Origin of the sequence: Enterococcus sp. DIV1224 (assembly GCF_050555455.1) — a bacterium.
GTDB classification, from domain to species: Bacteria; Bacillota; Bacilli; order Lactobacillales; family Enterococcaceae; genus Enterococcus_B; species Enterococcus_B lactis.
The window spans coordinates 1,803,047-1,817,195 of sequence record NZ_CP187859.1; the positions used below are offsets into that span (position 1 = coordinate 1,803,047).

15 protein-coding genes are annotated in these 14,149 nt (G+C 36.2%); 5 read left to right on the forward strand and 10 right to left on the reverse strand.

Annotation, left to right across the window (positions count from 1 at the left end; all coding sequences use genetic code 11):
- Window positions 1–51 precede the first annotated feature (51 nt).
- Window positions 52–1,170, reverse strand: coding sequence for an AI-2E family transporter (locus IGK53_RS08795; protein ID WP_002290821.1), 1,119 nt, complete (start codon window positions 1,168–1,170; stop codon window positions 52–54).
- A 141-nt stretch (window positions 1,171–1,311) separates the two neighbouring features.
- Between IGK53_RS08795 and IGK53_RS08800 the strand changes: the two genes are divergently transcribed.
- Window positions 1,312–1,746: a GNAT family N-acetyltransferase gene (locus IGK53_RS08800; protein ID WP_002290819.1), complete on the forward strand. Its 435-nt coding sequence runs from the start codon at window positions 1,312–1,314 to the stop codon at window positions 1,744–1,746.
- Between the two features lie 77 nt (window positions 1,747–1,823).
- Here IGK53_RS08800 and ntdP read toward each other — a convergent pair whose 3' ends face one another.
- The 3 genes from ntdP to recX all read right to left on the reverse strand — a co-directional run bounded on the left by ntdP (window position 1,824) and on the right by recX (window position 4,419).
- Window positions 1,824–2,357: a nucleoside tri-diphosphate phosphatase gene (gene ntdP, locus IGK53_RS08805; protein ID WP_002290817.1), complete on the reverse strand. Its 534-nt coding sequence runs from the start codon at window positions 2,355–2,357 to the stop codon at window positions 1,824–1,826.
- Between the two features lie 93 nt (window positions 2,358–2,450).
- Window positions 2,451–3,629, reverse strand: a complete 1,179-nt coding sequence (mutY, locus tag IGK53_RS08810) for an A/G-specific adenine glycosylase (RefSeq protein ID WP_002329053.1) — start codon at window positions 3,627–3,629, stop codon at window positions 2,451–2,453.
- Entirely contained in the window at window positions 3,622–4,419 is a 798-nt protein-coding gene (gene recX, locus IGK53_RS08815; protein WP_002318634.1) for a recombination regulator RecX, read from the reverse strand. The genes mutY and recX overlap by 8 nt, the downstream gene beginning before the upstream one ends.
- A 107-nt stretch (window positions 4,420–4,526) precedes the next feature.
- Between recX and rlmD the strand changes: the two genes are divergently transcribed.
- Entirely contained in the window at window positions 4,527–5,909 is a 1,383-nt protein-coding gene (gene rlmD, locus IGK53_RS08820; protein WP_002318633.1) for a 23S rRNA (uracil(1939)-C(5))-methyltransferase RlmD, read from the forward strand.
- 173 nt (window positions 5,910–6,082) lie between these two features.
- Here the strand turns inward: rlmD and IGK53_RS08825 are convergent, their stop codons facing one another.
- Complete coding sequence (locus IGK53_RS08825; RefSeq protein WP_002292856.1) at window positions 6,083–6,661, reverse strand: lytic polysaccharide monooxygenase auxiliary activity family 9 protein; 579 nt, start codon at window positions 6,659–6,661, stop codon at window positions 6,083–6,085.
- A gap of 321 nt (window positions 6,662–6,982) precedes the next feature.
- Between IGK53_RS08825 and IGK53_RS08830 the strand changes: the two genes are divergently transcribed.
- Window positions 6,983–7,453, forward strand: a complete 471-nt coding sequence (locus tag IGK53_RS08830) for a TspO/MBR family protein (RefSeq protein ID WP_002329052.1) — start codon at window positions 6,983–6,985, stop codon at window positions 7,451–7,453.
- 107 nt (window positions 7,454–7,560) lie between these two features.
- On the opposite strand, the gene IGK53_RS08835 is transcribed toward IGK53_RS08830, so the two are convergent.
- The 5 genes from IGK53_RS08835 to IGK53_RS08855 all read right to left on the reverse strand — a co-directional run bounded on the left by IGK53_RS08835 (window position 7,561) and on the right by IGK53_RS08855 (window position 12,001).
- On the reverse strand, window positions 7,561–8,787 hold the full coding sequence (locus IGK53_RS08835; RefSeq protein WP_002295400.1) for an LCP family protein: 1,227 nt from the start codon (window positions 8,785–8,787) through the stop codon (window positions 7,561–7,563).
- Between the two features lie 754 nt (window positions 8,788–9,541).
- Window positions 9,542–9,742, reverse strand: a complete 201-nt coding sequence (locus tag IGK53_RS08840; protein ID WP_002292860.1) for a cold-shock protein — start codon at window positions 9,740–9,742, stop codon at window positions 9,542–9,544.
- Between the two features lie 133 nt (window positions 9,743–9,875).
- Complete coding sequence (locus IGK53_RS08845) at window positions 9,876–10,484, reverse strand: superoxide dismutase (protein ID WP_002292861.1); 609 nt, start codon at window positions 10,482–10,484, stop codon at window positions 9,876–9,878.
- 84 nt (window positions 10,485–10,568) lie between these two features.
- Window positions 10,569–11,039 carry a GtrA family protein gene (locus IGK53_RS08850; protein ID WP_002292862.1) on the reverse strand — a complete coding sequence of 157 codons (471 nt, stop codon included), beginning with the start codon at window positions 11,037–11,039 and terminating at the stop codon, window positions 10,569–10,571.
- 47 nt (window positions 11,040–11,086) lie between these two features.
- A complete protein-coding gene (locus IGK53_RS08855; protein WP_002317368.1) occupies window positions 11,087–12,001 on the reverse strand; it encodes a cation diffusion facilitator family transporter in 915 nt (304 codons plus the stop codon).
- A gap of 145 nt (window positions 12,002–12,146) precedes the next feature.
- Between IGK53_RS08855 and IGK53_RS08860 the strand changes: the two genes are divergently transcribed.
- A complete protein-coding gene (locus tag IGK53_RS08860; protein WP_002292866.1) occupies window positions 12,147–12,950 on the forward strand; it encodes a DUF1189 domain-containing protein in 804 nt (267 codons plus the stop codon).
- Between the two features lie 218 nt (window positions 12,951–13,168).
- Complete coding sequence (locus IGK53_RS08865) at window positions 13,169–14,116, forward strand: phosphoglycerate dehydrogenase (RefSeq protein ID WP_002292867.1); 948 nt, start codon at window positions 13,169–13,171, stop codon at window positions 14,114–14,116.
- Window positions 14,117–14,149: the final 33 nt, after the last annotated feature.

The following is a 14,149-nucleotide window of genomic DNA, read 5'->3' on the forward strand; positions in this document are numbered from 1 at the left end:
GGTATCACAAAGCAATTTTCTTTGCAATAAAAACAAGTGTACTAAAACTACCTACGAGGTCGTAGCAATTTTCTTCTTGTTTTCATTTTGCTTGTCTTCTTTGACGATTTTGATTATATAGGAAATGATCGTCTTGCAGATTGCGTAAAAAGGAACACCTAAGAAGATACCAAGCAATCCGGCAATATTTCCAGCTACTAGAAGAACGATAATGATCGTTAATGGATGGATTTTCAGTGATTTCCCAATTACATTAGGATAAATGATATTCCCATCCAACTGTTGGACGATTAGCACAACCACACAACAAAGTAATGCTTTTACCGGATCATTGAAGACTGTTACTAGAAATGCAGGTGCTAGTCCTAGATAAGGTCCTAAATATGGGATTAGGTTTGTCAATCCCGCAATGACCCCAAATAAGAAAGCATAATCCACACCAATTACCATATATCCTAAAAATGTGAAGGTACCAACGAATAAACATTCGATTGCTTGTCCGCTAATGTAATTAGCCAATGTTTTATTCAGTTGCCCCAATAACTCCACAATTTGGTTTCTTCTTTTTTCTGGGAAAAACTGTTGGATGTTTGGCACTAGTTTTTCTCCGTCTTTCAACATATAGAACAAGATGAATGGTGCTGTAATGATTACTACGGTTGCCGAAGCGATCGTTCCAACGATCGAACCTAAACTATTGGATACTCCACTAAGGAATTGCTGAATGATTGTCCCGTAAGAAATGTCTAATTGCTCAAAATATTTATTAATATCTACTTCCTTGAACAAAGGCAATTCGGCTACCTCTTTCAACCAGCTTTCTACCTGTTTGATGAAATCAGGCATATTAGATGCCAATGAGGAAATTTGCTGTACTAGACTTGGGATGACACTAAGTAAAATCCAAATAATTGCTGCAACTAAAAGGAGCAGCACAATTGCGACAGCCCATATTCTTTTGATTTTTGCTTTCATCAACAGCTTGACAATAGGATTCAATAAATAGTAAAGAAAGCCTGCAATCAGTACAGGTGCAAATAACGTGGAAAAAAATGTCCCGATCGGTTCGAAAATAAAGTTTATTTCTGATGAAATCATGATCAATGCAGCTATGATTAATAATTCAAGCGACCAAAACATTAGTTTAGACTGTCTAAGTTTTTCAAACAATAGATTTCCTCCTTTCTTTCTTACTAGTATATATTATATTCGTTAAAAATTCTTTTATTCTTTTTTTATTTTTGAAAACTTGCCATACTTTTTATTTGTTTTATTTTCCAGTATACTATACGAAAGGAAGGTGGCTAGACCATGAAAGTTGTACAAACAAAAGATACAATGAGCAATATTTACTTAGATGCTGTACGGATCAGGCATCAAGTTTTTGTAGTCGAACAGGGTGTGCCTTTGTCTCGAGAAATAGACAAAGATGAAGCCCATTGTATCCACTTCGTCCTGTACTCAGATAAAAAAGAACCGCAAGGAACTGTACGTCTTTTGCCTTTAGAAAACGGAAAAATGAAATTACAGCGGATGGCGATTCTTTCTGAATACAGACACCAAGGGTTAGGAAAAATACTGATTGAAGAAGCAGAAAACTTTGCTAAGAATCAAGGCTATAATACGATTTTATTAGGGGCACAGTCCACAGCTGAAACTTTTTACGAAAAACTAGGATATACAGCTTACGGCGATCCTTTTGAAGATGCTGGCATGCCTCATATTTATATGAAAAAGACTTTATAAAAATTTATTTCGAAAAAAGCAAAAAACAGCAAGCTTTTGAGAAAAATCTCTCACTGGCTTACTGTTCTTTTTTGTGTTTACTTACGCGACAATTGCTTGTAACGGTTATACCAAATATCAATATAGCCTTCCGAGAACGGGCCATCTCCATTATTGATCCAGTCAACCAGAATCTTCACATTTTCTTTTAGGATGAAGTCAATATCGTTAGGATAATTCATCATTTTGCTGTGCATCTCATATTCATCGACATCCAATAGTCGTTTCTCGCCGTCAGGAAATACCTTGATATCCAAGTCATAGTCGATATATTTCAAGGCCTCATCGTCCAGCAAAAAAGGTGAAGCTAGATTACAATAATAGGAAACCCCCTTTTCTCTGATCATTGCTATTACATTGAACCAGTATTTTTTATGAAAATAAACAATCGCTGGTTCGCGCGTTACCCATCGGCGTCCATCAGATTCAGTGACTAATGTGTGATCATTCACGCCGATCATAGAGTGTTCGCTTGTTTTTAATACCATGGTATCTCGCCACGTTCGATGCAATTTGCCGTCGTGCTTGTAACTTTGGATCGTCACAAACTCTCCTTCTTTTGGAACTCCCATAGCAACCCTTCCTTAAGCAGCATTTTGTGCTTTGTGTTTGGGTGTTCATTACACCGACATCATAATTATTATATCAATAAAAATGAGCTTTGCCTAGAAAGGATTCCTTTTGTTTCGATTTTTCTCTAACTGATCTACCAGTTTCATTTGGACCTTAGGAAAAACGACCGAATCAAATGCATCAGGCTTCAACCACTTCGAAGTTTTGTTCTCGGTAAATTCTTGTTCTGCTCCCTCGGTTGCCCGTCCGTAAAAAAGGAGAACATGCCATTTCAGATGACTAAAAATATGAGTAACTTCTCCTAAATGTCGTGTCTGCCAAACAAAGAGTTCCTGCTTTTCAAATGGGAGATTTTGCTCTTCTTCTGCTACTAGGTCATCAAACAGATCGATTTCTGGCTTTGTTTCCCATTCTTTTTTCAATCGCTCATACTCCTCTTGTGTCACTTCCATCATTGGAAATGTCCACATATTCGCCAGCAATTTTTGGCTATCTCTTTCTTCAAAATAATACGCTCCAGAATGATTTTGAAGAGCCGCACTGATATAATAAACGTCTTTTGGCTTTGCTTTTTTTGTTTTTACAGGAAAACTCGTTTGGATTCCTCGTTTGTTAGCTAAACAAAAGGCTTGGATCGGACAAGTCTCACACTTTGGATAAGTTGGTGTACAGATAGCTGAACCTAGATCCATCATTGCTTGGTTGAATTCGCCTGGATGCTTTTCATCAATGATTTTCCGCATCGCTTCATCAAAGATTTTCCTGCTAGAAGCTTTTGCGATGTCTGCTTCAATGCAAAACAATCTGCTGACTACTCGCATCACGTTGCCGTCAACTGCGGGTTCTGGAAGTCCAAATGCGATACTTGCAATCGCTCCTGTCGTATAGGGGCCTATTCCTTTCAATGAGCTGATTTCTTCAGGCGTTTGCGGCATTTTTCCGTCAAATTCAGACATGATCTGTTTAGCAGCAGCTTGGATGTTTCGGGCTCTTGAGTAATAACCAAGGCCCTCCCATGCTTTTAAAAGCTTTTCTTCTGGAGCATTTGCTAACTCTTCAATTGTAGGAAACCATTCCATGAAACGATAAAAATAATCGATCACTGTGTCTACTCTGGTTTGCTGAAGCATGATCTCAGAGATCCAGATACGATAAGGATCACGATTATAGCGCCAAGGCAGGTTTCTTTTTTCTTGTTCATACCATTGAATGAACTGATCTTGAAATTCTTTTGTTTCTTTATCTGTCCATTTTTCCCATTCTTTATTCACTTTCCTCTTCCTTTTCCGTAATGAATCGCTGGATCATATCCAAATCAAATCCTTTTTGATATAAGCTTTGCTTTACTTTTAGATTTCTTTTTTTAGGTTCAAATCTTAAATTTCTTCGCCATAGTTTATCTCCTTGTTTGACTAAATAATCATATTCTATTTCTTGATCTGCTTCTTGCGGAAGATCAGCCATCGCTTGTTGGATCACTTCTTGAGAAAAGCCTTTCGTCATCAATGTTTGTTGGATTTTTCTCAATAATTCTTTTTGGCTTTTTCCGTGATTTTTTCCAAACGCTTTTTCGGCTGTCTGATGTGCATTTTGAACTTGGTCTTCAAATGTATATTGGCTGAGCGCTTGTTCAATGATTTCAGGTTTCAAACCTTTTTGCTGCATCTGCTGCGCTAATTTCTTTGGTCCTTTGTCACTTAAGCGTATATTCGTGCGCACATAACTTTCCCCATAGACCAAATCATCGACAAGGTCCAATTCTTTTAAGCGGGCTACGATTTTATTTCGATCTTCTTGAAGGATTTCCTTTTCTTTTAAGTATGTTCGGATTTCTTTTTCCGATCGCAACTGATAACTTAAGTAATTCATTGCTAGGTGAAAACCGAAATCAGCTCCGCTACTCTTCTTGATCTCTTGGATAGTTTCTTCGTCTAATTCCCGTCCTTTTAATAATCGATAGCGTACTAATACATCTTCAGATACTTGTAAAGCTTCTCCTTCAGATAAATCTACGCGATAGAAAGGGCCTTTGCCTTTACTGATTCTCGTAACGGTTAACATAAACATCCTCCTCGAACATATATTCTCTATCATACCACAGAAAATCCCCGTAATCAGGTATTATATGTTAGAATAAACCACAGAAAAAAGAAAAAAGGGAGATACTTATGGCAGAAACAATTGTCAAAACTGGACAAACGGTTCCTTTGAAAATCAAGCGTTTAGGCATAAATGGTGAAGGAATCGGTTATTTCAAACGGTTGATCATATTTGTTCCATATGCACTACCAAAAGAAGAAGTACTAGTGAAAATCACGAAAGCAACCCCTCGCTATGCAGAAGGAGAATTAATAAAAGTCAAAAAAACAAGCAAAGATCGCGTAGTGGCACCATGTCCTGTTTACTATGAATGCGGTGGCTGTCAATTACAACACTTAGCTTATCAAGCCCAATTGGATTTTAAAAAGGATCTGCTTTTGCAAGCATTGGAAAAATTCAAACCAGCAGGCTTTCGATCTTATCAACTTTTGCCGACGATCGGGATGGATGAGCCTTGGCATTATAGAAACAAAGCACAATTTCAGTTACGAAAAAATAAGCAGACTCAAAAAATTGAAGCTGGTTTATACGAAGCAAACTCTCATCAGTTAGTCCCTATAACAGACTGCTTGGTTCAAGAACCTCGAACACAAAAAGTAATGAATACTGTTGTTCAACTATTGAATAAATTTGATGCACCCATCTATGATGAACGGACAAACAGTGGAATCTTCCGCACAATCATGGTTAGAATCGGTGTCAAAACTGGGGAGTTACAAGTTGTTTTTATTACTCGCAGTAAAAAATTCCCGCAAAAAAACGCAATGATCCGTGAGATCAATGAACGACTGCCCGAAGTTGTTTCAATCATGCAAAATGTCCAGGCACAAAAAACGTCTCTCGTGATGGGGGATGAAACGATCCACTTATGGGGAAAAGAAGCCATTGAAGAACAAATCAATGAAGTGACTTTCGATCTTTCTCCTCGTGCCTTCTTTCAACTCAATCCTCAGCAGACCGAATTGCTTTATGGCGAAGGAATTAAAGCATTAGATGTCCAGCCTAATGAAACGATCGTGGATGCTTATTGCGGAGTTGGGACGATCGGCTTAAGTGTAGCAAAACAAGCCAAAGAAGTACGGGGAATGGATACCGTTCCTCAAGCAATCGCTGATGCAAAAAAAAATGCGGAAAGATTAGGATATCACAACACTCGATATGAAGTCGGGACAGCAGAGCAAGTTCTGCCTAAATGGTTGAATGAAGGTTTTCAGCCTGATGGTATCATCGTAGATCCACCACGTACGGGTTTGGATAACGCATTGATCCAATCATTATTGAAATACCCTCCAAAAAAACTTGTATATATTTCCTGTAATGTTTCTACACTTGCCAGAGATCTGGTTGATTTAAGTAAAAAGTTCAAGATTGAATATTTACAGTCTGTCGACATGTTTCCTCAGACTGCACGTTGTGAAGTTGTCGTGAAGATGACGAGACTCGCTGACTAAATGAAAGAGGTTGTGAAAAAGTCTGCCCTGTATCAAGTAATAAGAACAGCCAAACAAAAATAGCTCTTCATGTTTTATGAATACTGTACTTGTGACCGAAGAGTTAACAGGAGGACACTATTTATTTAAAAAAAGGGTTGTGACATAGTTTTTGTCACAGCCCTTTTTGATTATTATTGGATATTCACGTCTATCACTTGATAAAATGCATTTGTCGTATCGCTGATATTCCATACTGCTAAAATCACATTATATCCTTTTCGATCCTGCGGAAGTGTGATCGTTTGGTTGACTGTTTTTGGTGGAACAGTTGCTTTGTCGTCTATTTTTGTGATCAATTCAAAATCACTAAATTTCAAAGGTTGATTAGGATTCCAAGTTGGTTTGGTAATGTAGTAATCCCAAGTACTTGTCCGATGTTGTGCTGTTAAATTCCAAGTAATATTTAATGTTCCTGGATTAACCATGTTTTTATGCCATCTGTTAGATGTCTGTTCATCTAAAGGCTCAAAGCCGCTGACTCCTGCACTAGCAATTTTCCCATCAATGAATGTATTTTTGGTAGCTTCGATACTTTGCGGTTCCCATTGTGCTCTTCCGACATTTTGATTTAAGTTTCCTGCTGCTGATGTTCCTAGGTATGCACGGCTTCCTGGAGAAGTAATATAACCATGCGCAAATCCTGGAATGCTAAAACCGAACAACCCTAAACTAACTAACCCAATAAACAATAACGTACTAATCTTTTTCATGTAGAAACCTCCTTCATTTGATAACCACATTGTAAACGCTTTATTGCATTAACACAAACATTATGATTTTATAATTTTATGTTGAAGTAAAAAAGGTGAAAAAAGTAAGATGCAGATTATAACAGAAGTAGACGAGAAAAGTACAAATAGAAAACATGAGAATCAAATCATATGATCTTTTTCAAAAACATCATTCATATAAACAAATGTTCAACTTTTTAATAACAACAATTATCAATTTTTTTCTTACTTCACAAACTAAATACAGGTCTTGCTGTGAGCCTTCATGGTAAACTACTATTATAGAAAGGAGTTAGTAAAATGAAGATGATAAAAGATATTCGTTTTTGGGTTTGTGTTATAGGAATTGTCATATTAGGCTTTTTATCAGGGTTGCTTAGCGGAAATCCCGGAGAATATTACTATTCTTTGCAACTTCCACCATTTGCACCACCTAGCTGGATATTTGGGCCGATGTGGACCTTACTGTATATATTGATGGGTATTTCTCTTTATTTGTTACTTAATCACAACAACAAAAAACAGCGAAACAATCTTGTCGGTCTTTTTGTGATTCAGTTCATTTTTAATTTTATATGGTCTGCTCTATTTTTTAATTTAAGAAATATTTTCATTGCAGCAATCGATATTACACTTTTAGTTATTTTCTTGTCAATGCTTATGTATCAGTTGTGGCTGCATCATCGCCTGGCAATGTGGCTCATGATTCCTTATTATTTATGGGTACTATTCGCAACTCTATTGAATTATTCAATTTATTTTTTAAACTAAGCGCTAAAAAGAGACGTCCTGTAATTTAACACATAGAAAAAGTGCCACCTAAGTTAGATTTTTTGTCTAATTTAGGTGGCACTCTTTATTAACCAAACTATTTTTTTCTAGTACCCACTTGTTGTTCCATACTCATTATTCTGGTCATAACCATAACCATTTTGTTCCTGTCCAGCGTAAGGATCATAACTTTGAGTATCTTGACTTGGTGTATAGTACTGACTTGTATCTTCTGTTTGCTGATAATAGGTATTCGGATCTTGGTACTGATCATATGTGTTTTCTGAATAGGAAGAATAATCGGTGTACCCTTCACTATTCGATCCATCACCGTTTGTCGAATCGCCATCTTCCGAATCATCAAAGAACATCATTGAAGCATTCTCATTTTTCAAATTAGGTAATGTATCGCTTGTTTTTATATTTAATTGTTTCTTCAGTTCATTTTGGATCGAAAGAAGATCATTTTTTCCTAAAATTTGATAGTAGATATCATTGATCATTTGTCCTTCGCCTTGCAACTGGTCTTGTTTGATTGTTTCAAACGCCGGGGTGTAGTTCGTCGCTACATCAAGCATGTCATCCCAATCTAAGTCCGTCGTCACATTGTTCTCAACTGCTTTTAAAATTTTTCTATAATTGCTTACGCCATCTAAACTTAAAACTTTATTGACGATTTTCGTCACTACTTCCCGCTGACGACGTTGTCGACCGATATCGCCTTCTGGATCTTCGTGTCGCATTCGAGAATAGGCTAAACCTTTTTCTCCATTCAATGTTTGTTCACCTACTGGTACATGGACACCATCCAAAGTAAAGTCAATTTTATTATTCACTTTGATGCCACCGACCGCATTGATCAAATCTTCCATGCCATCCAAATTGATCGTTACATAATGATCAATAGGAATATCGAGCAGTTGCTCAATTGAATCCATGGCCATTTCGACACCACCAAATGCATAGGCATGATTTAATTTATCTACCGTTCCATAACCTACGATATTCGTATAAATATCTCGGTCCAAACTGATGATCGTTGATTTTTTTTGTTTCGGATTAACTGTTACTACCATCATCGTATCAGAACGTCCTTGTTCCGTTCTTCCTAATCCACCGGTATCTAAACCTAATAGCAAAACCGAAAAAGGTTCTTTGTCATCAATGCTTACTCTCTCAGAACGTTTGGAGGATATTCGATTAGAGTTTTTAGAAATTTTGTTTACTGTTTGGCTCGCTTCTCCCATAAATCTGATTCCGTATGCTGATAATCCGGCAATCAGCAAAACGAATACCCCTAACAAGGTTAATAGAACTTTTTGCCATCGCTTCATAATACACCTCTGTTTCACATTTTCTAAAATATTGTCTCATATAACTGTTCAATCAGCAAATTCACTTTTTAATCATAAGAAAACTTTAAAAAACATTTTTGTGTAACGATTATTATTTTTTAAAATTTCTCAAAATTCTTAACTATCATACCATACCGTGAAAAAGATCGAAAGACCGAATACACGCAGTTCGCAATCGTTTTATCTTTTTTTATGTATTTTTTCCAGAAAAAGCGAACAACAAGGTATTTTCCAAATAATCGTGCAGTAAAATGATCGCACATACCTTTCTCATCTTTTTAACAGTCTTTGCCTACCGTTCAGATTATCATTCGATTTCACGAAAATTTCTTCCTATGACTGTTCCTTTTGTTAAACCCATCTTCTATTCGTTTTATTTCCAGCTCACTGCATGGCTATTAAAATGACTCGAACTAGTGATTGCATTACCATCATCTTTTAATGGATAGATATGCTCCTCTTCAAAGTAAAACGATTTTCTTTTAAAGTAATAGAATTGACATGAGAATGAGTATGTATACTAGTGGTTTCACAAATGGTCTTTTATTCAACATCCAAAAAACTGAAATTTCTTTAAAATCCATTACTAACGAAGAAAATGTTCCTTGCTTGATAATTAGTTAGGACATGTCAAGTGAACAAATGCATTTACTTAGCCAAAAAATCTAAAAACTTCATAAATAGACAAAAAGACACGACTCTCTAAGAAGTCGTGTCTTTATTCAACAAATTATTATAATTTAGTCACTTCAGCAGCTTGAGGTCCGCGTGCACCTTCAACAATCGTGAATTCTACTTCTTGACCTTCTTCTAGGCTCTTGAAGCCGTCTCCTTGAATTGCTGAGAAATGAACAAATACGTCATCTCCGCCGTCTACTGTAATAAACCCAAATCCTTTTTCATTGTTGAACCATTTAACCGTTCCGTGTTCCATAAATGTATAGCCTCCAAAAAAGTTCTTGCAAGTAACCTTGCAAGAACATTATACCCAATTTAGAAAACGCTAGCAAGCTTTCGCTCTTTTATTTTCCAAATTATTTTTAAGACTGATATGACGGAGGAAATGGTTATTTTGCTGCTTCGAAACGTTTGTTTACTTCATCCCAATTAATAACATTCCAGAATGCTGCAATATAATCTGGTCGGACATTTTTATATTTCAAATAATAAGCATGTTCCCAAACGTCCAAACCTAGAATTGGTGTCTTTCCTTCCATCAATGGAGAATCTTGATTTGCAGTAGAGGTAATAGCTAATTTTCCATTTTCCATTACAAGCCAAGCCCATCCAGAACCAAATCGTCCAACGGCTGCTTTTTTGAATTCTTCTTTAAAAGAAGAAAAATCACCAAAAGCTTCATTAATCGCTTCTTTTATTTCTCCTGTAGGTTCGCCACCAGCATTTGGTGCCATGATTTCCCAGAAAAATGAATGGTTAGCATGTCCGCCACCATTGTTACGTACAGCTGTCTTGATATCTGTTGGAATAGCGTCCATATCAGATAATAATTCTTCTATTGTTTTTTCGCCTAATTCTGGGTATTTCTCAATTGCTGCATTTAAATTCGTCACATAAGTATTGTGATGCTTATCATGATGCAGATGCATCGTTTCTTCGTCAATATAAGGTTCCAATGCGTCATATGCATAAGGTAGATCTGGTAATGTGTAAGTCATAAAAAAATTCCTCCTCAATGTTTTCTTAATAATGTCTACATTACAAAGAGTAACAAAGAGAAGGAAATTCTTCAATTGTTATGCCTAGTCGTCTTTTTCACTTTGACCTACTTCTTCTTCAAAAACCTCAGTTTCTTTAAAAATAAACAACTTGCTGAAAATATAGTTCGCTAGGATAACAATAATTTGAGTGATGATTTTCGCCACATACTCATTGCTGTTCATAACATTGATCAACAATACCATTGCCCCCATGTCCAATCCGTAAGAAAGGATACGGTAAAAGAAGAACTTACCGCATTCAATAAGTGCATGTGTAAAATTCGGTGATTTTGAATGGAATACCCAAAGTTTGTTCGTTACAAAAGCAAACAATACAGAACAAAACCACGAAATAGAATTGGATAAGGCCATACTTAAATCAAAATATTGGCGTGCGAGAGCAAAACTAACAAAATTTACAATCGTAGCCAAACCACCAAAAAAGAGATAGACTAGTATCTCCCAATATCCTTTTGCTTCTAAATATCCTTTTAACTGTCGATACTGCTTCATGAGCCAACCTACCTTATTAAAAATTCTTATTTATCATACTCTATATTTCAATAACTTTCATCTTTATTTAAAAAAATTAATTTTTTTTGATCCTTTGCCTTTGTCTCTGCTTGGATCGTCACATGTGTAATACCATATTTTAATTTTAATAAAGAAATTATACGAGGATATATCTTTTCAATCTCGCTTAGTAGCTGATCTTCAAAATCAATATGTCCGTCGAAAATAATTATCTTTTCGCTATACTGCCAAATATGGACATGATGAACATCCTTTACCCCATCGATTGCTTCAATTTCTTGTTCCATTTTTTCATAGTCGATAGCAGGTGCACTTTGTATCAAAATAGCGGCAGCTTTTTTGATCACCATTATCGCTTCTATCAATATATATATCGAAATGATCAGTGTAATAACTGGATCGATCCAGTAGATATCGAAAAAACGGATCAAAATTGCTCCGATAATCACACTTACCGAAGACAGTGTATCACTTAACAAATGCAAATAACTAGATTTTATATTCAAACTTTCATCTGCTTCTTGTCGTAATAATAATACTGAGAACAAATTCGCGAGCAATCCAATAACTGCTACTGTTAGCATCAAATGACTATTTATCTTTTCTGGTGAAGTGAACCGCTTGAATGCTTCAACGGTTAAAAACAAGGATAATATGATCAATATGAATGAGTTGATGAAAGCACTCAATATTTCTAAACGCTGGTAGCCATACGTACGTTTTTTATTTGCTTCTTTTCGGGCCATTTTTTGTGCCCCGTAAGAAAAAATAATTGCCAATGTATCACTAAGGTTATGGAAAGCATCTGAAACAAGAGACAAACTCCCTGACATAATCCCTCCAATAAATTCTGATAAAGTGATCACCGCATTCAAAACCACTACTCCAAATAGTTTTTTTGATGATCTCTGTGGCTGTGTAGGCACTATTCCTTCCTCCATTTTATTTATATTGGATAGTCTTTAGACAAGAATAACATTTTTTTGATATTTCACCAATCATTCAGCTGTTTCCCTAAAGCACTTGTATTTCACTTGATACTTCGCTAGAATTGCAAGTGATGACACTACTAGATGAGGAGTACTTATGACAACAAAACAATTAATTATCAGTTCCTTTATACGATTCAAAGACCTAAAGGAGGCGAGAAATGTCCCATTTTGGAAAGCCATTGTCTATCTTTTAGTTTTGAGTATAATTATGGCTTTGCCAATCTCTTTTCAAGTTTTTCAAGTCTTAAACAACATTCAATTGGATGGGCAAAAGATTGCTACTCGCATTCCTGATTTTACAATCCAAAACGGGCAGCTTCAAACCGAAGAAAAAGAAGGATTCATTTACCAAACAAACTCCATTATCTTCACATTTGATCCAGAGGGAAAACGAACAGAACAGGACATCTCTACTGATTTGATGGGGAATTTTGTTAGTGTCGGGATGTTAAAAGACAAACTTATCATTGCTCTTCCCAATACAGGCACTACCTCTGCTTTATTGAATAATAATCAGTTAGAACTTCCCTACACCAATGAATCTTTAAAAAATTTAACAGGTAAGCAGCTTCGATCCTTCTTAAGTGAAGCATCTATACCGATTTGGGTAAAAGCCCTGACCTTTCTATTTTCGATTTATCCTAGTTTCTTGAATCTGCTGATCACTTTACTATTTGCCAATGTCGCTGCTTTTCTCTATGCACGCTTTCGACTAACAAAAGCTACTTTCCTTGATTGCTTGAAGACATTGATTTATTCAATCTCGTTACCGACTATCATTGCAACACTCTTGATGATCTTTCTCCCTTCTTTTGACACTAGTGCATTTATTGCTTTTGCAGGTATCTTTATTTTTGCTCAAGCTGTCAAAGGATGGTCAAAAATATCGATCAGTTAGAAATACAGACAACTTATTATTTCAACTTCAATAAACTCTTTTAGAGGTTGTGGCAGAAGCTACTTCTGGAACACCGTTTATTCGGAAAAAGAGTTGTGACACATCTTTTGTCACAACTCTTTTTTATTTATACAATATTAATTTCTAAAAAAGCATGGCACTTCAAAGTTCTTCTTATATGCGCTACACTTAAAGTAAAGAAAGGCGGGTAATTAACTATGTCAGAAAGAATCATTTACGCAGATCGTCCATTTCGTGACGAATTTATCGAAGAAATCCATACTATAGCGCCTGGTTATGTCTTCAAGACAGAATTACAACCAGAAGATCTACCAAATGTAGAAATCAGTTTGGGTTGGAACTCAAACTATCAAGAAAAACTATTAGCCTCTTCTAACTTGAAATGGGTACAGTCTATCTCAGCGGGAGTTGATCAACTCCCCCTTGAAGCATTTTCAAAAAAACATATCTTACTTTCAAATGGAAGTGGTATCCACAGTGAATCGATCACCGAGCACGTATTAGGAATCATTCTAGGTTATTCTCGCGGTCTTTTCCAAGCACAAAGGGCACAGAGTGAAATGAAATGGTTAGGTTCCTCAATCCATTACCAACCTATCCAAGGGAAAAAAATATTAATCATTGGAACTGGCCATATTGGAAAAATGATTGCAAAGAAAGTCAAAGCATTGGATATGATTTGCTATGGAATCAATACATCCGGTCATCCAGCAGAAGGAATGGAAAAAACTTTTTCTTTAAAGCAACTTCAGGAAGTTCTTCCTGAAGTAGATTTCGTCGTCAATATCTTACCTCTAACGGAGGAAACAACTGGACTCTTTGATCAACACATATTTGAACACTTTGATTCAAAAGCTGTATTTATCAATGTCGGTCGTGGCGCTTCTGTTAAAACGCAAGATTTGATACAAGCATTAAACAAGCAGCAACTTTCCTTTGCGGCATTAGACGTTTTTGAGGAGGAGCCTCTCCCACAAGATCACCCGCTTTGGAAAATGGACAATGTACTGATCACGTCCCATATTGCAGGTTTGACACCTGATTTTCAAAAAAAATTAATGTCTATTTTTTTAACTAATCTAAAAAGCTACCTTGCTACTCATAACCTTCAAACCAATCAAGTCAAATTGTTTGCAGGATATTGATAGCTGAATCAGCCTACTTTAAACAAGAGGGTG